This is a genomic window from Streptomyces himastatinicus ATCC 53653, assembly GCF_000158915.1.
Taxonomy (GTDB): Bacteria; Actinomycetota; Actinomycetes; order Streptomycetales; family Streptomycetaceae; genus Streptomyces; species Streptomyces himastatinicus.
Window position 1 is genome coordinate 5983311 of record NZ_GG657754.1, and the last position, 20729, is coordinate 6004039.

The window sequence follows — 20729 nt, forward strand, 5'->3', positions numbered from 1 at the left end:
TTCACCGGTACCCGGCACTTCTTCCACTGAGCCGTCCCGCGCGACGTGGCGACACCGGAGGCCGCACCCCGAGATCAGGGGTGCGGCCTCCGCCGCCCACCCCCGCTCCGGCCCCTCTCACGGGCCCTGAGTGGAATCGATGTCCCCGCATCCGGGAGGATGAAGCCATGACCGCCCAGATTCTCGATGGCAAGGCAACCGCCGCCGCGATCAAGTCCGATCTCGTCAGCCGCGTGGAGGCGCTGAAGGCCAAGGGCGTCCATCCCGGCCTCGGAACCCTGCTCGTCGGCGAAGACCCGGGCAGCAAGTGGTACGTCGCGGGCAAGCACCGCGACTGCGCCCAGGTGGGCATCGCGTCCATCCGCCGCGACCTGCCCGACACCGCCACCCAGGAGGAGATCGAGGCGGCGGTCCGCGAGCTGAACGAGGACCCGTCCTGCACGGGCTACATCGTCCAGCTGCCGCTGCCCAAGGGCATCGACACCAACCGGGTGCTGGAGCTGATCGACCCGGCCAAGGACGCCGACGGGCTGCACCCGATGAGCCTCGGCAAGCTGGTGCTGAACGAGACCGCACCGCTGCCGTGCACGCCGCAGGGCATCATCCAGCTGCTGCGCCACCACGGCGTGGAGATCAACGGCGCGCACGTGGTGGTCGTCGGCCGCGGCATCACCGTCGGCCGGTCGATCGGGCTGCTGCTCACCCGCCGCTCCGAGAACGCGACGGTCACCCTGTGCCACACCGGCACCCGCGACCTGTCCGCGCAGCTGCGCCAGGCCGACATCATCGTGGCGGCCGCCGGGGTGCGGCACCTGGTCAAGGCGGAGGACGTCAAGCCGGGCGCCGCGGTGCTCGACGTGGGCGTCAGCCGGGACGAGCACGGCAAGATCGCGGGCGACATCCACCCCGATGTGGCCGAGGTCGCGGCCTGGATCTCGCCGAACCCGGGCGGCGTCGGCCCCATGACGCGTGCTCAGCTGCTGGTCAACGTCGTGGAGGCGGCCGAGCGGGACGCGAAGGCGGCCGCCGACGGCGGTGCCGGTCATGACGGCTGAGGCGAGCGAAGACCCCGCGGGCGGTCAGACGGGGCAGACGGCTCAGGCGGCTCAGACAGCTCAGGCGGCGGCCGAAGATTCCGCGGCCTCCGCGACCAGGGACTCTGCGGCCAAGGATTCCGCTACGGAAGACTCCGCGGCCAAGGGCCCGGCGGGCGCTCAGGCCCCGGGGGGCAAGCCGACGGTCGCGGAGCTGCCCGGGCTGCTGCTCCGCAAGTCCCGCCGCTTCCCGCTGATCACCCGGGACACCGCGCGTCCGCAGGGCGGCGGCCGGGCCGCGCCCGGAAGCGCCCCGGCGACCGCCCGGCAGTGGCCGTTCCTGGCGGTGGTGGGCGGCGTCGCGCTGGGGCTGCTGATCGTCGCAATGGACGGGTTCCGGTTGGGCACGGCGCTGATCGGGCTGTCCCTGCTGGCCGGCGCGGGGCTGCGGTGGGCGCTGCCGGAGGTCGGGATGCTGGCCGTACGGTCGCGCTTCACCGACCTGCTGACGTACGGCGGGCTCGGCGCGGTGATCCTGCTGCTGTCGCTGATGGTCCAGCCGAACCCCTGGATCAAGCTTCCGTTCCTTCAGGACGTGGTGCACTTCACGGTCCGCTAGTCCGCGCCCTCCGCGCGGCCCGCCAACCGAACGGCGGCCCGTCCTCACCCCCCGCGGGAGGACGGGCCGCCGTTGGCTTGTTCGCATCCCTCGCGGTCCGGGCGGCGGTCCGCCCTCTCCCCCGAAGAAGGACGGACCGCCTGGTGAACAGGGTTGTGTGTCAGCTGTGCGGGATCAATGGACGTCGAACCCCTGTGGCTCGGAAGTGACCGTTCCGCAACGAGGTATCGGCTGCGCAACGATGAGCCGGCGCCGAGGGAGTGCGCCCCCGGGCCCGAAATGCTCCGATGCGCCCTCGCGCGGAGAACTGACATCCTGGGGCAAGGCATCTCTTTGGGTAGTCAGATCGACGCCCCGGGAAGCCGGCACGGGGACCAGACCAAGGGGAACCACCAGGTACGTACGGGGGGACAGGGGGAGGCACATGCCTCGTTGGAGGGACCTGCCGGAGGAACTCGATCCGCAGGTGCGGGAGTTCACCGGGCAGTTACGCGGACTCGTCGACCGCAGTGGTCTGAGCGTCGTGGCCATCGCCGACCGCACGGGCTACAGCAAGACCTCCTGGGAGCGTTACCTCGGCGGCAGACTCCTGCCGCCGCAGGGCGCGGTGGAGGCGCTGGCCGAGGCGACGGGGGCGGACGCGGGTCACCTCGGCATCCTGTGGGAGCTGGCGGAGCGGGCCTGGAGCCGCGCCGAGATGCGGCACGACCACACGATGGAGGCGATCCGGGTCGACCGGGCGCGGGCCGCGCTGGAGGAGTTCGCGCCGCCGCCCGCGGAGAAGGAGAAGAAGAACGGGCGCAAGTCGGCGAAGTCCCGCCCGGCCACCGCCGCGCCCGCCGTCGGCCAGAACGCTCAGCCCAGCCAGGAAGCTCCGGCCGACCAGGGCACCCGGACCGTCCAGGGCGTCGACGTTCCCGAGCCCGAACAGCCTCTGGTGGAGCCCGTTCCGGCGTCGTCGTCGCGCGCGTGGCCGACGTTGCCCGTACCCGACGCGGCACCCGCACCACCCGTGTCGAGCGCGCCGCCCGCGTCGCCCACACCGCCCGTACCGCCCGCGGCCGACGAGCCGGGTCCACCGCGTCCCGCGCCGGGGCCCCGGCGCCGTATCGCGCTGTTCGCCGGGGGCGTCGTCGGCACGCTGCTGATCGTGGCCGGAGCCGTCCTCCTGGCCGGGCAGGGCGGCGACGACGAGAAGCGGGCCCACAAGCCGGTCAAGTCCCCGGCCACCACCGCCTCCCGGCTCCCAGCCGGGGTGAAGTGCTCCGGCAACGGCTGCGCGGGCAAGGACCCCCAGGCCATGGGCTGCGGCGGCAAGTACGCCAGGACGGCCGCGAACGCGATGGTCGGGACGGCGTACATCGAGGTCCGCTACAGCAAGGTCTGCGGCGCCGCGTGGGCCCGCATCGCCCAGGCGGCCCCCGGCGATCTGGTCGAGGTCGGCGCCCCCGCCAAGGGCGGCGGGCAGAACCGTACGGAGCGCGGCAAGGTCGACGCGGACGGCGACGCGTACACCCGGATGGTCACGGCGGACGCCACCTCGCGGGCCACCGCGTGCGCGACCCTCACCGGCGGACAGCGCGGCTGCACACCGAAGGAAGGCACCCCGTAGGGGGAATTTTCCGGGAGGGGGAATGCCCCCGTGGAATCGGGGCAGGCGCACGCCGAACCCCCCCCACGGGTGCGGCACCGGGCGGCCGTCTGTACTCCCCCTCCTGGCAGGCGGCCGCCGGGGCGTGACCGGTGAGAAGCGACACAGAGGCCCGGGGATGCGCGCGCTCCGCCGTCGGATAGCCTGACGCCGGTATCTCGACACCAAGAGATCTCGGACAAACACAGCGCAGGAGACCGCCATGACCCGCACTCCCGTCAATGTCACCGTCACCGGCGCGGCAGGCCAGATCGGCTACGCGCTGCTCTTCCGCATCGCCTCCGGTCAGCTCCTCGGCGCCGACGTTCCGGTGAAACTGCGGCTTCTGGAGATTCCCCAGGGGCTGAAGGCGGCCGAGGGCACCGCGATGGAGCTGGACGACTGTGCGTTCCCGTTGCTGCGTGGCGTGGACATCTCCGACGACCCGAACGTCGCCTTCGACGGCGCCAACGTCGCGCTGCTGGTCGGCGCCCGCCCGCGCACCAAGGGCATGGAGCGCGGCGATCTGCTGGAGGCCAACGGCGGCATCTTCAAGCCGCAGGGCAAGGCCATCAACGACCACGCGGCGGACGACATCAAGGTCCTGGTCGTGGGCAACCCGGCCAACACCAACGCGCTGATCGCCCAGGCCGCCGCCCCGGACGTACCGGGCGACCGCTTCACCGCGATGACGCGCCTGGACCACAACCGCGCGCTGTCGCAGCTCGCCCAGAAGACCGGGGTGCCGGTCGGTGAGATCAAGAAGCTCACGATCTGGGGCAACCACTCCGCCACCCAGTACCCGGACGTCTTCCACGCCGAGGTCGCGGGCAAGAACGCCGCCGAGGTCGTCAACGACGAGCAGTGGCTGGCCGACACCTTCATCCCGACCGTCGCCAAGCGCGGCGCCGCGATCATCGAGGCCCGGGGCGCGTCCTCGGCCGCCTCCGCGGCCAACGCCGCCATCGACCACGTCCACACCTGGGTCAACGGCACCGACGCCGGTGACTGGACCTCGGCCGGTGTGGTCTCCGACGGCTCGTACGGGGTGCCGGAGGGCCTGATCTCGTCCTTCCCGGTCACCGCCAAGGACGGGCAGTTCGAGATCGTCCAGGGCCTGGACGTCAACGAGTTCTCCCGCACCCGCATCGACGCGTCGGTGAAGGAGCTGGAGGAGGAGCGTGAGGCCGTGCGCGGTCTGGGCCTCATCTGACGCACCTCGCCGCGGGATTCTGAGACGCACCCCGCCGCGGACTTCTGAAGGGTCACCCTCCGTTATTCACTCCGGAGAGTGACCCTTCGGCTATTCCCTGTTCTTGCGCCCCACCGTCTCCTACCGTAAGAGAGGTTGACGCCGGCCTCGGGGGGAGAGCATGGGCTCAGGCAGTCGTAGTGATCACGCGTCCAGACACACGGCCAGTGAGGCCACGCGTCTGCTGTGCGCGGGTGCCTATCTGGACGATGACTTCCGGGACACGGTCGTGGACGAGCTGTTGGTCCACGAGGAGCGTGTCGTGGCGCCGTCGCTGGGCATCGACGCCTCCCGGGTGCTCGCCCACGCGCTGCGCGCCCGCCGTCTGGAGGCGGGCTGGACCCTGCTGCTGATCGCCCTCTGGTTATTGCACTTCTTGCTGGCCAAGGGCTTCTTCGTCATCTTCCTGATGTCCTGCGGGCTGTTGCTGCTGGCGACCTGGGCCAGGGGCGGTGCCTCGGGCCCCTTCCGCGCCGACTATCCGGGCTCCGACGGGATCCCGCCCGCCCGGCGGCGGCTGGCCGCGGTCCTGCGGGTGTTCGGGGTGCTGCTGCTGATCGCCTATGTGTTCTCCGCGCTGGAGCTGGTCCTGACGGACGATCCGGAGCCGAGCGCCCTGGAGGAGAGCACCTCGCTGTCGGGGCTGACGGCCGGGGCGGGCGCCGGGGCCGCCTGGGCGGCGCTGCTGATCCCCACCGCGATGGCCGCGGCGGTCGCCCTGCACCGCGAGCATGTGGCCCGGGTGCTGTCCGCCGACCTCGATCCGCGGACCTTCGCCGCTCCGGCCGAGGACCCCGCCGAGCGCTCCGGCAGCGCCCGCTTCCGGCGGGTGCGGGAGCTGATCCGGCGCGAGCAGCACGCGCCCGTGATCCTCTACCACGATCAGCACCCCTTTCTCGGGGCGGGCACCGCGCATGCCACCTGGACGCTCGCGGTCGAGCTGCGCCCGCGCGAGGGCCGTACGGCGGTGCCGCTCGACAACCGGGTGATCCTGGAGCGGATCCGGCCGCTGGTGGAGAACCTGCGCACCCCGTCCGCCAGGACCCCCGCGCGGAACGGCGCCCGCACCGCCACCGTGCCGAGGCAGTCGTTCGAGGTCCGCGACCGGCTGCGCGGTCTGGAGCTGGACGAGTGCGTGTTCGTGAAGGCCACCGGGCTGCGCAGCCGCTCCCTCGCGCCGCACGGCGAGGCGCACTTCGAGCGGGAGCGGGCGGAGGCGGTCGAGGAGGGCGGCGAGGTCCGGCGGCACTTCCTGCGCATCCGGGTCGGAGCCTGGCAGGAGGAGGTCGTCACCACCGTCTTCGTCCGGGTGCACACCCAGGGCGGCATGCTGATGGTGGAGTTCGCGCCGCATGTGCTGCGCCCGATCCGCCCGGACTTCCGCGCGATCGACCGGCTCACCGACTCCCACCGCCGCGGCGGACTCCCGGGCAAGGTGCTGTGGGCGGTGGCCCGTACGCCCACGGCCGCGGGCCGCGTGCTGATCCACGGCTTCCGGATGATCGCCTTCTTGGTGCGGACGTACACGGGCGCCTATGCCGCGGCCATCCCCGACGGGCCCTGGAAGTCCGTGCGTGAGCTGGGCAGTGACGAGGGCGCCTCGCTCTTCCAGGAGATGGACGTCAGCCGCTATCTGAAGAGCGTCGAGGACCGGGTGGCCAATGGGGTGCGGCAGGCGCTGGATGAAGCCGGATGGGAGACCGGCGAGTTCGAGCAGAAGATCATCAACGTGAGCGGTGGCGGCATCTTCATCGAGTCCGCGCAGGACAGCGCCATCACCGTCGGCGACAACAACACGGTGAGCAACACCAGGGGCAACGGAGGGGGAGGCGGCCATGGGGACGGCTGAGAGGGACGAGGAAAGCGGCGCGGGCACGGCCGGGGGCCAGGGCGGGCGGCGGTTCGGGAACATCCGCATCGGCAATGTGCGCGGCGGTGTCGTCGGCATCGGCGACCACAACCACATCGTGAACGGGGCGCAGGAGGGCGTCGCCTGCGACCCCGCGTACGAGGAGCTGCTGCGCGCGGTCCAGCAGCTCTCCGCCGATCTGGAGCGGATGGTGGCCACCCCCGAGATCGGCGCGCTGTCGGACGAACTGACCGGTGCCCAGGACGAGATCGCCAGCACCGGCCGGGCCGGGGCGGGCCGCCTCGCCCGGCTCCGGGTGCTGTTGCAGGACGCCGGGGCCGGGATCGGCATGCTGGCGTCGGGCGTCGCGGTCGGCCAGGCGGTCGGCGCGCTGCTGGGTGGTTGAGATGAGCACGCCGGGCGACGAGCGCGGCCCCCACTGGGACGAGGCCGCGCAGCGCTGGGTGGGGGAGGGTGCCGAGCCACCCGCCCCGGGCAGACGGCCGCCCAGTCCGCACCGGGGGCCGGTGCTGCTCGTGGTGCTGGCCGTCGTGCTCATCGGCGGCATCGGCGTCGGCACCTGGCATCTGCTGTCGGACAGCGGCGATGACACGGCGAAGGAGGGCAGCGGCCCGAGCGCTACCGCGTCCGGCTGGGACACCGTCTCGCCCTCGCCGTCCGATTCCGTGCCGTCGTCGGGCCAGCCGTCCGCGTCGCAGTCGGGGTCGGCCGTCGCGGGCAGCGGGCCGCCGCAGGGGTATCAACGCACCGCGGATCCGGAGGGATTCACGCTGGACGTCCCGGTGGGCTGGCAGCGCGTCAAGCGCGATACGGGGGTCTTCTACGAGTCGTCCGACGCGAGCCGGCTGCTCCAGGTCTTCGCTCTGACCAGCCCGCAGGTCACCCCGTACGAGGCGTTGAAGCAGGCCGAGACCAGCCTCAAGAAGAACCCCGGCTACAAGCGGTACGGGCTGAAGCGGCTCGGCCCGGGCGACGACGCCGACGCGGAGCTGCAATACGGCTACCGCAGCGAGAAGTACGGGCCGCGCCGCGTCGTCGACCGTGCCTTCACCGGACCGGACGGCGTGCAGTACGCGGTGCTGGTGGCAGGCCCGTCCGATGAGTGGCCGCGTCAAGTGGAGCGGCAGCGGGTCGCGTTGGGCGCCTTCTGCCCCACCACGTACTGCCCGGCGGGCTGAGCGCGTACATCTCCGGTGGCGAACTATCCGGCATCGGGGCGGTAGCGGAGGTGGCGGAAGCGCGCATACTGGGTAAACCGTATGTCGGTTAACTAGATTAACTCGGCTTATGGGTAGAAAAATGCGATGTAGGGGGAACAGGCATGTCTGACGGGGGTTCGGACCCGGGCGCGGAGACGCGGCGGGTGGTGCAGGCGGTCGCGGTCACGGTGTTCCTGACCGCGGGGATCGCGTTCTCCGGCTGGGTGGCGTTCGGCGGCGACGGTTCGACCGGGAAGCAGGCGGGTCCGCTGCCCTGGGACCGTGCGACCCCCGCGCCCTCGGCGACCGCGGACGCCACCGCACCGGACGATGTCTATCCCGCGCCCGAGACCGGTGCGCCCACCGATCTGCCGTCGGGGCTGCCGAGCGCCTCGCCGTCCGGTCTGCCCTCGGCGTATCCGTCCGGGTCCCCGGACGCGTCCTCCTCGGCGGCGCCGCCCCTGACGGGCTCCGCACCGCCCGCGGGTTTCAGCACGGAGCGGGACCCGGAGGGCTTCGACATCGCCGTCCCCGACGGCTGGCGGCGGACGGTGGAGGGGCCGAGCGTCTTCTACACCTCGCCCGACGACTCCACCAAGATCCAGGTCTTCGAGCTGCACGGCCCCGAGGCCACCCCGTACGAGTCGGCGCAGGAGGCCGAGCGGCTGGCGTCCCGTAGCAGCGGCTATGAGCAGATCACCCTGGCCCAGCTGGGCGCGGCCGCCATGGATCCCGCCCAGCTGGAGTACACGTACCAGAGCAAGGAGTCCGGTGCCCGCCGGATACTCGACCGCCGCTTCGCCGCGCAGAACGGCACCATGTACGCGGTGCTGATCATCGGCCCCGCCGGTGACCGGGCGCAGGAGCGCTCGCTCCACGACACCGTGCTGGAGACCTTCTGTCCCACCGCCTACTGCACCGCTTCGTAGACCGTCCGCGCCTCCGCCTCGCGTGAGCCGTGCCACTTTCAAGAAAAATTTGCGCATACGTTTCGCGCTTCCGGTAAGGGGTCCCTGTTGCTGGCGTGGCCAGCGGAAACGCTCGCAACCCCCGGAAGGCAGAGGTAGACGTGTCGGCAGTCGAGACCATTCATGTGGACGGGGTGTGGCGGGCGGCCGCATCCGGCGCGCAGCGGGAGGTCCTCGACCCCGCGGATGCCAAGACGCTCGCGGTCGTGGCCGAGGGCGGCGCCGAGGACACCGACGCGGCCATCGCCGCCGCGCGCCGCGCCTTCGACAGCGGCCCCTGGCCGCACACCCCCGTCGCCGAGCGGGCGGCCCTGCTGCGGCGGGTCGCCGATCTGCTCCAGCGCGACCGTGAGGAGATCGCGCTCCTGGAGAGCCGCGACACCGGCAAGACCCTGGAGGAGGGCCGGGTCGACGTCGACGACGTGACCAACGCCTTCCGCTACTTCGCCGACCTGGTCACGGGCGAGTCGCCCGGCCGCGTGGTCGACGCGGGTAGCCCCGACGTGCACAGCGTCGTGGTGCACGAGCCGGTCGGCGTCTGCGCGATGATCACGCCCTGGAACTATCCGCTGCTCCAGGCCAGCTGGAAGGTGGCCCCGGCGCTCGCGGCGGGCAACACCTTCGTCATCAAGCCCAGTGAAGTGACCCCGCTGTCCACCGTTCACATGGTGAAGCTGCTGGTCGAGGCGGGCCTGCCGAACGGTGTGGCCAACCTGGTGACCGGTGCGGGCGACCCGGTCGGCGCCCGGCTGTCCGAGCACCCGGATGTGGACCTGGTGTCCTTCACCGGCGGTCTGATCAGCGGCACCAAGGTGGCCCAGGCCGCCGCGCCGAGCGTGAAGAAGGTCGCCCTGGAGCTGGGCGGCAAGAACCCGAACGTCGTCTTCGCCGACGCCTGCGCCACCGACGAGGGCTTCGACACCGCCGTCGACCAGGCGCTGAACGCCGCCTTCATCCACAGCGGCCAGGTCTGCTCGGCCGGTGCCCGGCTGATCATCGAGGAGTCGGTGCGCGAGCGGTTCGTCGCCGAGCTGGTCCGCCGCGCCGAGAAGATCAAGCTGGGCCGCGGCACCGAAGACGGTGTCGAATGCGGTCCGCTCGTCTCGGCCCAGCAGCTCGCCAAGACCCAGGCGTACGTGGCGTCCGCCCTGGAGGAGGGCGCGGTGCTGCGGACCGGCGGCAAGCAGCCTGAGCCGTCCGACGTCCGCCCCGCGACCGGCTACTTCTACCTGCCGACCGTGCTCGACCAGTGCCACCGTGAGATGCGGGTCGTCCGAGAAGAAACGTTTGGCCCGATCCTTTCGGTGGAGACCTTCAGCACCGAAGATGAGGCTGTGACGCTCGCCAACGACACGGAGTACGGCCTGGCCGGTGCGGTCTGGTCGTCCGACACCGCGCGCGCCCGCCGGGTCGCCGCGCGGCTGCGTCACGGCACCGTGTGGATCAACGACTTCCACCCCTACCTCCCGCAGGCCGAATGGGGCGGCTTCGGCAAGTCCGGCGTCGGGCGTGAGCTGGGCCCGGCGGGCCTGGACGAGTACCGCGAGACCAAGCATGTCTACGAGAACCTGCGGCCCAGCCCGGTGCGCTGGTTCGGCGGCTGACGCCCCGCCGCCGGCCCCCGCCCGGGGCGGCACGGCCGGGCCCGGACCTCCCGCCGGGCCCGGGCCTCGTCGCGTCCGGTGACGGCGCCCGGCGCATCCCCCTTCTCTCCCCTTCGTCCGAAACCCCCATCTCCCTCCGGGGACGGCCCACGGTCCGCACCCGTGCGGGCCGTCCCGGAAGACCGGAAGACCGCGAGGAGTAACCCCCACCATGCCCGTACCTGACGCATACGATTACGTCGTCATCGGCGGCGGCACCGCAGGATCGGTGATCGCCTCCCGGCTCACGGAGGATCCGGACGTCCGCGTCGCCGTCATCGAGGGCGGCCCCTCCGACATCGACCGCCCCGATGTCCTCACCCTGCGCCGCTGGTTGGGTCTGCTCGGCGGCGACCTGGATTACGACTACCCCACTGTCGAGCAGCCGCGCGGCAACTCGCACATCCGGCACAGCCGCGCCCGGGTGCTCGGTGGGTGCTCCTCGCACAACACCCTGATCTCCTTCAAACCGCTGCCGGGCGACTGGGACGAGTGGGCCGAGGCGGGTGCCGAGGGCTGGGACGCCACCGCCATGGACCCGTACTTCCAGAAGCTGCGCAACAACGTCGTTCCGGTGGACGAGAAGGACCGGAACGCGATCGCCCGGGACTTCGTGGAGGCCGCCCAGGCCGCCGCCGACGTGCCGCGCGTCGAGGGCTTCAACAAGAAGCCGTTCCACGAGGGCGTCGGCTTCTTCGACCTCTCGTACCACCCGGAGAACAACAAGCGCTCCTCGGCCTCGGTCGCCTATCTGCACCCCTTCCTGGACCGGCCGAACCTCCACATCATGCTGGAGACCTGGGCGTACAAGCTGGAGCTTGACGAGAGCGGCCGGGCCACCGGCGTCCACGTCCGCACCAAGGACGGCGAGGAGATCCTCGTCGAGGCGCGGACCGAGGTGCTGGTCTGTGCGGGCGCGGTGGACACCCCGCGGCTGCTGATGCACTCCGGCATCGGTCCCAAGGCCGACCTGGAGGCGCTGGGCATACCGGTCAAGGCCGATCTGCCGGGCGTCGGTGAGAACCTGCTCGACCACCCCGAGTCGGTGATCGTGTGGGAGACGGACGGCCCGATCCCGGACAACTCCGCGATGGACTCGGACGCCGGCCTGTTCGTACGCCGCGACCCGGAGTCCAAGGGTCCGGATCTGATGTTCCACTTCTACCAGATCCCCTTCACCGACAACCCCGAGCGGCTGGGCTACGAGAAGCCCGAGCACGGCGTGTCGATGACCCCCAACATCCCCAAGCCGCGCAGCCGCGGCCGCCTCTACCTGACGAGCGCCGACCCCGAGGTCAAGCCCGCCCTCGACTTCCGCTACTTCACGGACGAGGACGACTACGACGGCCGCACCCTGGTCGACGGCATCAAGCTCGCCCGCGAGATCGCCAAGACCGAGCCGCTGTCCGGCTGGCTCAAGCGCGAGGTGTGCCCGGGCCCGGAGATCACCTCGGACGAGGAGATCAGCGAGTACGCCCGTAAGGTCGCGCACACCGTCTACCACCCCGCAGGCACCTGCAAGATGGGCGCCGCCGACGACGACCTCGCCGTGGTCGGCCCCGATCTGCGGATCCGCGGTCTGTCCGGCATCCGGATCGCCGACGCCTCCGTCTTCCCGACGATGCCTGCTGTGAACCCCATGATCGGAGTACTGATGGTCGGCGAAAAGTGTGCGGACCTGCTGGTCGGCGAGCGTGATCAGGTCCGCTACCGATCGCGCGACCGAGCCGCCCAGCTCGCTCCGGGAGGTGAGGCGTGATGGCGACGACCCTGGCCCCCGAGACGCCCGACAGCCCCAAGACCGGCGACCGCACCCCGGTCTTCTCGGTCCGCGACATGTGGAAGGTGTTCGGCCCGAAGGCCGACCGCGTTCCCGGCTCGCCCGACGCCGAGCTGTCCGCCGCGGACCTGCGTGCCCGCACCGGCTGCACGGCCGCCGTCCGGGACGTCTCCTTCGACGTCGAACCGGGCGAAGTGTTCGTGGTGATGGGACTGTCCGGTTCCGGCAAGTCCACCCTGGTGCGATGCCTCACCCGCCTGATCGAGCCCACCTCCGGGACGCTCAAGATCGACGGTGAGGACGTCATGGCCATGGACAAGGCCCGGCTGCGCGATCTGCGCCGCCACCGCGCCGCCATGGTCTTCCAGCACTTCGGGCTGCTGCCGCACCGCTCCGTCCTCGACAACATCGCCTACGGCCTGGAGATCCAGGGCATGGGCAAGGCCGAGCGCCGCGCCAAGGCCGCCGAGATGGTGGAGAAGGTCGGCCTCACCGGTCTGGAGCGCCGCCGCCCCGGCCAGCTCTCCGGCGGTCAGCAGCAGCGCGTGGGCCTGGCTCGGGCGCTCGCCGTCGACCCCGAGGTGCTGCTGTTCGACGAGCCGTTCAGCGCGCTCGACCCGCTGATCCGCCGCGATATGCAGGAGGAGGTCATCCGGCTGCACCACGAAGAGCGCCGGACGATGGTGTTCATCACCCATGACCTCAGCGAGGCGCTGCGGCTCGGCGACCGCATCATGCTGATGCGTGACGGCGGCATCGTGCAGATCGGCACCCCGGAGGAGATCGTCGGCTCCCCGGCCGACGAGTACGTACGGGACTTCGTCCGCGATGTGCCGCGCGAGCAGGTGCTGACCGTGCGCCGTGCGATGCGGCCCGCGAAGTCCGACGAGGAGGACGGCGGCCCCGCGCTGACGCCGGGCACCACCGTCGCCGACGCGATCGAGGCCGTGGCCCGTTCCGGCGGCCCCGCGCGCGTCGTCGACGGCGGCCGCTGCCTGGGCGTCGTCGACCACGCCTGCCTGCTGAGCGTCGTCGCGGGCCTGGACGGAAAGGAGGCGGCCGCGGCATGAGCACGCCCCCGACCTTCTTCCCGCCGAGCGGCACCGGGAGGCGCGTGTGAGCGCGACGACCACCCGCTCCCGTACCGACCCCGACACCGCGCCGTCCGCGGACAACACCGCCGCGGCCGAAGCGCGCCCGTCGCTGCTGCGCACGCTCGTCAGCAGCCCGACCGTCCGCAAGCTCGCGGTGCTCGCGGTGATCGCCGCCGTGCTCATACCGCTCGCCCACGCCAAGTGGGCCGGTGCCGGATGGCCCCACGCGCTGACCGTCGATGTGTCCGGACCGCTGGAAAAGTCCAGCGACTGGATCCTCGACAACCGCGACAGCCACTGGATCTTCCTCTACTTCTTCGGCCACATCAGCCAGGCCATCATCACCGGCGTCCGCGTCGTCTACATCGCCCTGCTCGCCCTCGGCTGGGCCGGTGTCACCGCCGGACTGACCCTGCTCGCCTGGCGGGTCGCCGGGGTGCGGGTCGCGGTGACGACCCTCGTGTCCCTCGCCGTCTGCGGAGTGCTGGGCATGTGGGTGCCGACGATGCAGACGCTCGCGCTGATGGCCGTCGCCGTCACCGCCTCCGTCGTCATCGGCGGACTGCTGGGCCTGGCCGGCGGCCTCTCGGAACTGGCGTTCCGGGTGCTGCGGCCGGTGCTCGACACCATGCAGGTGCTGCCCGCGTTCGCGTATCTGCTGCCCGTCGTGATGATCTTCGGTAACGGTGTGCCCGGCGCGGTGCTCGCCACCGTGATCTACGCGGCTCCGCCCATGGCCCGGCTCACCGCCCTCGGCCTGCGCGGCGCGGACGCCGGGGTGCTGGAGGCCGTGGCCTCGCTCGGCGCGACCTGGCGGCAGCGGCTGCTGTCCGCCCGGTTCCCGCTGGCCCGCAAGGAACTGCTGCTGGGCATCAACCAGACGATCATGATGGCGCTGTCCATGGCCGTGATCGCCTCCGTGATCGGCGGCGGCGGTCTCGGTGACCGCGTCTACCAGGCGCTGTCCAGCGTCGACGTCGGCAAGGCGCTCGCCGCGGGACTCCCGATCGTGCTCCTCGCCGTCGTGATGGACCGCACCATCGGGGTGGCGGGCGAACGGCTCGGCGCGCCCCCGGCCGAGGGCGGCTCCCGGCTGCTGCGCGGCTGGCCCGCGTGGGCGGGCGTCGCGGTGATCACCGCGGTGATCACCGTCGCCGGACGGCTGTCCGGCTCCCAGACCTGGCCGGGCGGCTTGACCGTCGCCATCGAGGGGCCCGTCAACCAGTTCAAGGAATGGATCGTCGACCACATCTACACCGGTGTGCCGGTCGTCGGCGGCACCGCCGAATGGGCCGCGAACTACCTCAAGTGGGTCCTCGACCCGCTGCGTGAGGGGCTCCAGGGCATCCCGTGGTACGGGATCCTGCTGATCGTCGCGGCGCTGGCCTGGCTGATCGGCACCTGGGCCACCGCGCTGACCGCAACCGCCGCCATGGCCGCGATCGGCGTGCTCGGTGTGTGGGAGCCGTCTATGGACACCCTCTCCCAGGTGCTGGCGGCCGTCGTCGTCACGCTGGTCCTCGGGTTCGCGATCGGCATCTGGGCCGCGCGCAGCGCCCGGCTGGAGCGAATGCTGCGACCGGTACTGGACGTGTGCCAGACCATGCCGCAGTTCGTGTACCTGATCCCCGTGGTCGCGCTGTTCGACGTCGGCCGCGCCCCTGCGGCGGCCGCGGCCATCGTCTACGCGCTGCCCGCCGTCATCCGCATCACCGCACAGGGGATCCGGAACGTCGACCCGTCCGCGCTGGAGTCGGCGCGTTCGCTCGGCGCCACCCAGGGGCAGCAGCTGCGCCAGGTCCAGTTGCCGCTGGCCCGCCCGGCGCTGCTGCTCGCCGTCAACCAGGGCGTGGTGCTGGTGCTGGCCGTGGTCGTCATCGGCGGTCTGGTCGGCTCGGGCGCGCTCGGCTACGACGTGCTGTTCGGCCTGGCGCAGGGCGACCTGGCGACCGGTCTGGTGGCGGGCGTGGCGATCGTCTGCCTGGGGCTGATGCTCGACCGGGTGACCCAGCCGACCGCGCGCCGCGACAGGAAGGGGGCCTGAGATGGCTACGGCCCATAACCCTCGCCGTCGGCAGCTGCTGATGGCCGCCACCGGGGTCACGGCCCTGCTCACGGCGACCGGCTGCGGCGCGGCGGACATGTCCAAGCAGTCCTCGCCGTACGCCAATGTGGGCGGCGCGAAGAGCGTGACGCTCTCCGTCCAGTCCTGGGTCGGCGCACAGGCCAACGTGGCCGTCGCCCAGTACCTGCTGGAGCATGAGCTGGGCTACCACGTCGACACCGTCCAGGTGGACGAGATTCCGGCGTGGGACGCGCTCAGCCAGGGCCGGGTGGACGCGATCCTGGAGGACTGGGGTCACCCGGAGCAGGAACAGCGCTACGTCAAGGACAAGAAGACGATCGCGTCGGGCGGCGGCCTCGGCGTCACCGGCCACATCGGCTGGTGGGTGCCGAAGTACTTCGCCGACAAGCATCCGGACGTCCTGAACTGGAAGAACCTCAACAAGTACGCCAAGACCTTCAAGACCGCGGAAAGCGGTGGGAAGGGCCAGCTGCTGGACGGCTCCCCGTCCTATGTCACCAATGACAAGGCGCTGGTGAAGAACCTGGATCTGAATTACCAGATCGTCTTCGCCGGTTCGGAATCCGCCCAGATCACCCAGCTCAAGCAGTTCGCCAAGCAGAAGAAGCCCTTCCTGTCGTACTGGTACGAGCCGCAGTGGCTGTTCAACCAGGTGCCGATGGAAGAGGTGAAGCTGCCCAAGTACACGGACAAGTGTGCGTCCAAGGGTGAGAAGGACCCCGACTCCATCGACTGCGCCTACCCGACCACCCCGCTCCAGAAGTACCTCAACGCGGACTTCGCCAAGGAGGGCGGCAAGGCCGCCGCCTTCCTGAAGAAGTTCCACTGGACCAAGAAGGACCAGAACCAGGTGTCCGAGCTGATCGCCTCGGACGGGATGTCGGCACAGGACGCGGCCGCGAAGTGGGTCAAGGCGCACCCGGACGTCTGGAAGCCGTGGCTGCGCTAGACGCCTCGTGATAGAGATGCCCTGAAGGCGTCACCCGGCCGGGCCCCGCCCCGTCCCCCTCATGGGGTGGACGGCGCGGGGCCCAGCTGTCCGGCCAGGTCCCGCGCGGCGGTCATCGTCGCGCGGTAGAGCCGGGGGCCGAAGGTGACGCGGGTGGCGCCGAGCCGCCCCAGCTCGGCGGGCGAGGGGCCGTCCGGTGCGAAGGCCGACGCGTTGACCGGTATGCCGATGGCGGCCGCGAGCCGGGGCAGCAGCTCCGGCGGCGCGAAGATCGGGTAGACGCAGTCCGCGCCCGCCGCCGCATACGCCCGCCCGCGCTCGATCGCCGCCTCGGCCGCGCGCTCGGTGTCCTCGGGCCCGCCCTGGGCGAACTCGCCGCGGGCGAACGTGTCGATGCGGGCGTTGATCACCAGGCCGTCGCCCGCCTCGGCCCGCACCGCCGCCAGCCGGTCGGCCTGCTCCCGCGGGTCGGTCAGCTGCTTGGTCAGCCCGTCGGAGTCCTCCAGGTTGCAGCCCACCGCCCCGGTCTCCAGCAGCCGTTCGACCAGCTCCTTGGCGTCGAGGCCGTAGCCGCTCTCCAGGTCCGCCGACACCGGCACCTCCACGGCCCGGACGATCCGGGCCACCGCGGCGAACATCTCCTCGGCCGGTGTGTGGCCGTCCTGGAAGCCCAGCGACGCCGCGATCCCGGCGCTCGGCGTCGCCAGCGCCGGGAAGCCCGCGTCCACGAAGGCGCGGGCCGAACCGGCGTCCCAGGGTCCGGGCAGTACGAGCGGTGTCTCCGCGTCCCGGCCGTGGTGCATCGCCCGGAACGCCCTGGCCTCGGCCGTGGCGCTGGTCGTCATGGATCCCCCTCGTTCTCAGCCCGCGGTCGGCTTGTAGGAACCCGGGACCTTGCGGGTGGTCACCCCGATCCGGTTCCAGGCGTTGATGGTGAAGATGAGCGCGATGAGCTGGGCCAGCTCCTGCTCCTCGAAGTGCTTGGCGGCCCGGTCGTAAACCTCGTCCGAGACACCCTCGGGCAGGACGGTGACCGCCTCGGTCAGGGCGAGCGCGGCCTGCTCCTTCTCGGTGTAGACACCGGCCGCCTCCTCCCAGGCGTTGAGCAGATAGATCCGCTCCTCGGACTCGCCCGCCGCCCGGGCGTCCTTGATGTGCATGTCGATGCAGAACGCACAGTGGTTGATCTGCGAGGCGCGGATCTTGACCAGCTCCGTCAGCGACGGCTCCAGACCCTGACGCGCCGCCGCGTCCAGCTGGATCATGGCCTTGTAGACCGCGGGGGCCGCGTGCGCGAAGCTCATCCGGGGACCGTGCGGCGAGGTGCTCTCCGATGTCGTCATGCGGCCCACGCTAGAACCTCATCAGCCCAGGGGTATGGTCCAATCCCATGGAGGATTCGTGGGCCACTTCCGGGCCCGGAAAGCCCACTTCCGGGTCCGCGCGGGCGAGTTCCGGGGCCGGGTCCGCGCAGGCGAGTTCCGATGCCGGGTCCGGGGCCGCACGGCCGGGCGGGCTGGGCGCCGATCTGCATCTGGACCTGCCGCGGGGCGGAACCACCGGGGTGCGGGCCGCGCTCATCCGCTCCCTGCGCGACGCCGTACGCAGCGGCCGCCTCGCCCCCGGCACCCGGCTGCCCTCCTCCCGCACCCTCGCCGCCGACCTCGGCATCGCCCGCAACACGGTGGCCGACGCCTACGGCGAACTCGTCGCCGAGGGCTGGCTCACCGCCCGGCAGGGCTCCGGCACCCGGGTCGCCCGGCGCGTCGTCCCGCCCGAACCCGCACCGCCGCGCACCCCACCGGCCGCCGCGGTGGCCGCCACCCGCCCGGCGTACGACCTGCGGGCCGGATCGCCCGACGTCTCCTCCTTCCCCCGCTCCGCGTGGCTGTCCGCCGCCCGGCGCGCCCTCACCGCGGCCCCGAGCGACGCCTTCAACTACGGCGACCCCAGCGGGCGGCCGGAACTGCGCCGGGTCCTGTCCGACTATCTCGCGCGCGCCCGCGGGGTGCGGGCCGCGCCCGAACGGATCGTGGTCTGCTCCGGGTTCATCCAGGGACTGGCCCTGCTCAGCCGCGCGCTGCACAGGGACGGCCACCGCGCGATCGCCGTCGAGTCCTACGGACTCGACCTCCACTGGAGCGTGCTGCGCCGCAGCGGACTGCGCACCGTGCCGCTGCCGGTCGACGGGCGGGGCGCCCGCACCGGCGAACTGGACCGCCTCACCGACGTACGCGCCGCGCTGCTCACCCCCGCGCACCAGTTCCCCACCGGCGTCGCCCTGGACCCCGACCGGCGGGCCGCCGTGGTCGACTGGGCGTCCCGGACCGACGGGCTGGTGCTGGAGGACGACTACGACGGCGAATTCCGCTACGACCGCCAGCCGGTGGGCGCGCTCCAGGGGCTGGACCCGGAACGCGTCGTCTATCTGGGCACGGCGAGCAAGAGCCTGGCGCCCGCGCTGCGGCTGGCCTGGATGGTGGTGCCGGATCATCTGCTGGACCGGCTGCTGGCGGTCAAGCAGACGGGGGAGTGGCAGTCGGGGGCGCTGGATCAGCTGACGCTCGCGGAGTTCATCGCCTCCGGCGCGTACGACCGCCATGTGCGCGGGATGCGGCTGCGCTACCAGCGGCGCCGCGACCAGCTGGTGGCGGCGCTGGCCGAACGCGCCCCGCGGGTGCGCGTCACGGGCATCGCGGGCCGGACTGCACGCGGTGCTCGAACTGCCGCCGGGCACCGTGCCGCTCCGTTCTTCCAGGGCGCGGCCTGGCAGGGCCTGGCCATGGAGGGCCCTGAACCGCTACCGGTACCGCGAGGACGGCGCGCCGGGAGAGGGCGGACCCGAGCCGGACGAACTGGTCTTCGCCTATGGGGCGCCGCCCGATCATGCCTTCGCGGGCGCCCTGGACGCGCTGTGCCGGGTGCTGCCCTGAGCGGGCCGCTCCCCACCCCCGGCGTTCACTTGTGCGATAACGCCCCCTAGGGTGGGCGGACCAACGAACGGGGGAGCAGGACCAATGGAACGGAAAGGCCCACGACGGCTGCGGTCGAGCACGGTGATCCTGGGCGGTATGGGTGCCCTCGCGGCGGCCCTCACCTCCTGCGGGTCGGAGCCCGACAAGCGCTGTGTCGACCGGGACAGCTACGACTTCGCCAGGGGCTACCGCATCGTCGACTCCAGTGCCTGCAACGGCTCTTCGGGCTCCACGGGCGGCAAGAAGAAGAGCAGCCGCGGCACCACCAAGCGGGTCGACGGCGACTGGTACTACGACGCCGACGTCGACGGACGCTGGGCGGACTACGGCACCTTCAGCAAGAGCCAGGCCGCCGACCGCGGCGGCTTCGGCTGCTCGGGATCCGGCGGCGGCTGACCGGACGACGACCCGATGAAGCGTCACATCACCGACCCCCGCCCCGACTGGCAGGCCACGGTCGAGGAACAGGGGGTCATCTACCCGCTGACCCGCTACCCGGACGACTCGCTGCGCCCGTACTGGGACGAGAGCGCCTACTACGCCTTCACGCTGCCCGAGGTCGAGGCCCTGGAGGAGGTGGTCGAGGAGCTGCACCGGATGTGTCTGGAGGCGGCCGCCCACATCGTCGACCACGACCGCTTCGCCGACCTCGGCATCGAGGATCCGCGGGTGGCCGGGCTGGTCGCCGAGTCCTGGCACCGGCGGGCCGAACAGCCCAGCCTCTACGGCCGGTTCGACCTGCGGTACGACGGGGGCCCGGGCCCGGCGAAGCTGCTGGAGTACAACGCGGACACGCCCACCTCGCTGGTGGAGGCGGCGAGCGCCCAGTGGTTCTGGATGGAGGACCGCTTCCCCGGCGCCGACCAGTGGAACTCGCTGCACGAGCGGCTGGTCGACGCCTGGCGGAAGCAGGCCGCCCTGCTGCCGCCGGGCGTGCCCCTGTACTTCGCCCACTCGGCCGGGGACGAGCTGGGCGAGGATCTGATGACCGTCGCCTACCTGCGGGAGACGGCCGAACAGGCGGGGCTGCGGACCGAGGCGATCTCCATGGAGGACATCGGCTGGGAACGGCTCTCCGGCCGCTTCGTGGACCTGCGGCACCGCTTCATCCGCGCCTGCTTCAAGCTCTACCCCTGGGAGTGGCTGGTCACCGACCGGTTCGGCGCCCATGTGCTGGACACGATCGACAACGGCGGCGGCACCGGCTCCACCCTGTGGATCGAGCCCGCCTGGAAGATGCTGCTGTCCAACAAGGCGCTGCTGGCCATCCTGTGGGAGCTGTTCCCCGGCCACCCCAACCTGCTGCCCGCCTACCTCGACGGTCCCCGCGAACTCGCCCGCACCACCGGCTACGTGGCCAAGCCGCTGCTCGGCCGGGAGGGCGCGGGCGTCACCGTGCACCAGCCGGGCGCGGAGCCCGTCATCCGTGACGAGCCCTGCTGCTACCAGGAGTTGGCACCGCTGCCCGATGTGGACGGCAATCGGGTGGTCCTCGGCGCGTGGGTGGTGGAGGACGAACCGGCGGGGCTCGGCATCCGGGAGTCGGCCGGGCTGATCACGGACGAGTACGCGCGCTTCATACCGCACGTGATCCTTTGAGCGGCGCCACGGCAACAGGAGTAACACGAGC

17 protein-coding genes and 1 pseudogene are annotated in these 20729 nt (G+C 71.8%); 16 read left to right on the plus strand and 2 right to left on the minus strand.

Going from position 1 to position 20729, the window contains the following annotated elements; genetic code table 11:
- The first annotated feature begins 167 nt into the window (after positions 1 to 167).
- The 13 genes from SSOG_RS53910 to SSOG_RS25525 all read left to right on the plus strand — a co-directional run bounded on the left by SSOG_RS53910 (position 168) and on the right by SSOG_RS25525 (position 16124).
- Complete coding sequence (locus SSOG_RS53910; RefSeq protein ID WP_009717125.1) at positions 168 to 1055, plus strand: bifunctional methylenetetrahydrofolate dehydrogenase/methenyltetrahydrofolate cyclohydrolase; 888 nt, start codon at positions 168 to 170, stop codon at positions 1053 to 1055.
- Positions 1045 to 1653: a DUF3017 domain-containing protein gene (locus SSOG_RS51285; protein ID WP_245606371.1), complete on the plus strand. Its 609-nt coding sequence runs from the start codon at positions 1045 to 1047 to the stop codon at positions 1651 to 1653. Before SSOG_RS53910 ends, SSOG_RS51285 begins: the two co-directional genes overlap by 11 nt.
- Before the next feature lie 424 nt (positions 1654 to 2077).
- Complete coding sequence (locus tag SSOG_RS25480; RefSeq protein ID WP_009717127.1) at positions 2078 to 3265, plus strand: helix-turn-helix domain-containing protein; 1188 nt, start codon at positions 2078 to 2080, stop codon at positions 3263 to 3265.
- A 241-nt stretch (positions 3266 to 3506) separates the two neighbouring features.
- A complete protein-coding gene (locus tag SSOG_RS25485; RefSeq protein WP_009717128.1) occupies positions 3507 to 4496 on the plus strand; it encodes a malate dehydrogenase in 990 nt (329 codons plus the stop codon).
- A gap of 160 nt (positions 4497 to 4656) precedes the next feature.
- Positions 4657 to 6384, plus strand: a complete 1728-nt coding sequence (locus tag SSOG_RS25490) for a hypothetical protein (RefSeq protein ID WP_009717129.1) — start codon at positions 4657 to 4659, stop codon at positions 6382 to 6384.
- Positions 6371 to 6790: a hypothetical protein gene (locus SSOG_RS46885; RefSeq protein WP_009717130.1), complete on the plus strand. Its 420-nt coding sequence runs from the start codon at positions 6371 to 6373 to the stop codon at positions 6788 to 6790. Before SSOG_RS25490 ends, SSOG_RS46885 begins: the two co-directional genes overlap by 14 nt.
- A 1-nt stretch (position 6791) precedes the next feature.
- A complete protein-coding gene (locus tag SSOG_RS25495; protein ID WP_245606372.1) occupies positions 6792 to 7583 on the plus strand; it encodes a hypothetical protein in 792 nt (263 codons plus the stop codon).
- 143 nt (positions 7584 to 7726) lie between these two features.
- Entirely contained in the window at positions 7727 to 8533 is an 807-nt protein-coding gene (locus SSOG_RS25500) for a serine/arginine repetitive matrix protein 2 (RefSeq protein WP_009717132.1), read from the plus strand.
- A 140-nt stretch (positions 8534 to 8673) separates the two neighbouring features.
- On the plus strand, positions 8674 to 10176 hold the full coding sequence (locus tag SSOG_RS25505) for an aldehyde dehydrogenase family protein (RefSeq protein ID WP_009717133.1): 1503 nt from the start codon (positions 8674 to 8676) through the stop codon (positions 10174 to 10176).
- Positions 10177 to 10387: 211 nt separating this feature from the next.
- The gene (locus SSOG_RS25510) at positions 10388 to 11974 is read left to right on the plus strand and encodes a GMC family oxidoreductase (RefSeq protein ID WP_009717134.1); all 1587 of its coding nucleotides are present in this window, start codon (positions 10388 to 10390) and stop codon (positions 11972 to 11974) included.
- Positions 11974 to 13065 (plus strand): quaternary amine ABC transporter ATP-binding protein, encoded by a 1092-nt coding sequence (locus SSOG_RS25515; RefSeq protein ID WP_050799963.1) that lies wholly within the window; start codon positions 11974 to 11976, stop codon positions 13063 to 13065. Before SSOG_RS25510 ends, SSOG_RS25515 begins: the two co-directional genes overlap by 1 nt.
- 133 nt (positions 13066 to 13198) lie before the next feature.
- Positions 13199 to 15133: an ABC transporter permease gene (locus SSOG_RS25520; protein ID WP_009717136.1), complete on the plus strand. Its 1935-nt coding sequence runs from the start codon at positions 13199 to 13201 to the stop codon at positions 15131 to 15133.
- Between the two features lies 1 nt (position 15134).
- A complete protein-coding gene (locus SSOG_RS25525) occupies positions 15135 to 16124 on the plus strand; it encodes an ABC transporter substrate-binding protein (RefSeq protein ID WP_009717137.1) in 990 nt (329 codons plus the stop codon).
- Between the two features lie 59 nt (positions 16125 to 16183).
- Here SSOG_RS25525 and SSOG_RS25530 read toward each other — a convergent pair whose 3' ends face one another.
- Both SSOG_RS25530 and SSOG_RS25535 read right to left on the minus strand, forming a co-directional pair.
- Positions 16184 to 16969 carry an isocitrate lyase/PEP mutase family protein gene (locus SSOG_RS25530; protein WP_009717138.1) on the minus strand — a complete coding sequence of 262 codons (786 nt, stop codon included), beginning with the start codon at positions 16967 to 16969 and terminating at the stop codon, positions 16184 to 16186.
- A gap of 15 nt (positions 16970 to 16984) precedes the next feature.
- Entirely contained in the window at positions 16985 to 17467 is a 483-nt protein-coding gene (locus tag SSOG_RS25535) for a carboxymuconolactone decarboxylase family protein (RefSeq protein ID WP_039941690.1), read from the minus strand.
- A 47-nt stretch (positions 17468 to 17514) separates the two neighbouring features.
- Here SSOG_RS25535 and pdxR point away from each other — a divergent pair.
- The 3 genes and pseudogenes from pdxR (at position 17515) to SSOG_RS25550 (ending at position 20698) form a co-directional block, all read left to right on the plus strand.
- A pseudogene (gene pdxR / locus SSOG_RS25540) lies at positions 17515 to 19057 on the plus strand (MocR-like pyridoxine biosynthesis transcription factor PdxR).
- An 84-nt stretch (positions 19058 to 19141) separates the two neighbouring features.
- A complete protein-coding gene (locus SSOG_RS25545; RefSeq protein WP_039938681.1) occupies positions 19142 to 19495 on the plus strand; it encodes a hypothetical protein in 354 nt (117 codons plus the stop codon).
- Between the two features lie 15 nt (positions 19496 to 19510).
- Positions 19511 to 20698 (plus strand): glutathionylspermidine synthase family protein, encoded by a 1188-nt coding sequence (locus SSOG_RS25550; RefSeq protein ID WP_009717142.1) that lies wholly within the window; start codon positions 19511 to 19513, stop codon positions 20696 to 20698.
- Positions 20699 to 20729 lie beyond the last annotated feature (31 nt).

What these genes read in the sequence shown, in the direction of transcription:
- SSOG_RS53910 (WP_009717125.1), top strand. Translation starts at nt 168, where the DNA reads ATGACCGCCCAGATTCTCGATGGCAAGGCAACCGCCGCCGCGATCAAG.
- SSOG_RS51285 (WP_245606371.1), top strand. Translation starts at nt 1,045, where the DNA reads ATGACGGCTGAGGCGAGCGAAGACCCCGCGGGCGGTCAGACGGGGCAG.
- SSOG_RS25480 (WP_009717127.1), top strand. Translation starts at nt 2,078, where the DNA reads ATGCCTCGTTGGAGGGACCTGCCGGAGGAACTCGATCCGCAGGTGCGG.
- SSOG_RS25485 (WP_009717128.1), top strand. Translation starts at nt 3,507, where the DNA reads ATGACCCGCACTCCCGTCAATGTCACCGTCACCGGCGCGGCAGGCCAG.
- SSOG_RS25490 (WP_009717129.1), top strand. Translation starts at nt 4,657, where the DNA reads ATGGGCTCAGGCAGTCGTAGTGATCACGCGTCCAGACACACGGCCAGT.
- SSOG_RS46885 (WP_009717130.1), top strand. Translation starts at nt 6,371, where the DNA reads ATGGGGACGGCTGAGAGGGACGAGGAAAGCGGCGCGGGCACGGCCGGG.
- SSOG_RS25495 (WP_245606372.1), top strand. Translation starts at nt 6,792, where the DNA reads ATGAGCACGCCGGGCGACGAGCGCGGCCCCCACTGGGACGAGGCCGCG.
- SSOG_RS25500 (WP_009717132.1), top strand. Translation starts at nt 7,727, where the DNA reads ATGTCTGACGGGGGTTCGGACCCGGGCGCGGAGACGCGGCGGGTGGTG.
- SSOG_RS25510 (WP_009717134.1), top strand. Translation starts at nt 10,388, where the DNA reads ATGCCCGTACCTGACGCATACGATTACGTCGTCATCGGCGGCGGCACC.
- SSOG_RS25515 (WP_050799963.1), top strand. Translation starts at nt 11,974, where the DNA reads ATGGCGACGACCCTGGCCCCCGAGACGCCCGACAGCCCCAAGACCGGC.
- SSOG_RS25525 (WP_009717137.1), top strand. Translation starts at nt 15,135, where the DNA reads ATGGCTACGGCCCATAACCCTCGCCGTCGGCAGCTGCTGATGGCCGCC.
- SSOG_RS25530 (WP_009717138.1), bottom strand. Translation starts at nt 16,969, where the DNA reads ATGACGACCAGCGCCACGGCCGAGGCCAGGGCGTTCCGGGCGATGCAC.
- SSOG_RS25535 (WP_039941690.1), bottom strand. Translation starts at nt 17,467, where the DNA reads ATGACGACATCGGAGAGCACCTCGCCGCACGGTCCCCGGATGAGCTTC.
- SSOG_RS25545 (WP_039938681.1), top strand. Translation starts at nt 19,142, where the DNA reads ATGGAACGGAAAGGCCCACGACGGCTGCGGTCGAGCACGGTGATCCTG.
- SSOG_RS25550 (WP_009717142.1), top strand. Translation starts at nt 19,511, where the DNA reads ATGAAGCGTCACATCACCGACCCCCGCCCCGACTGGCAGGCCACGGTC.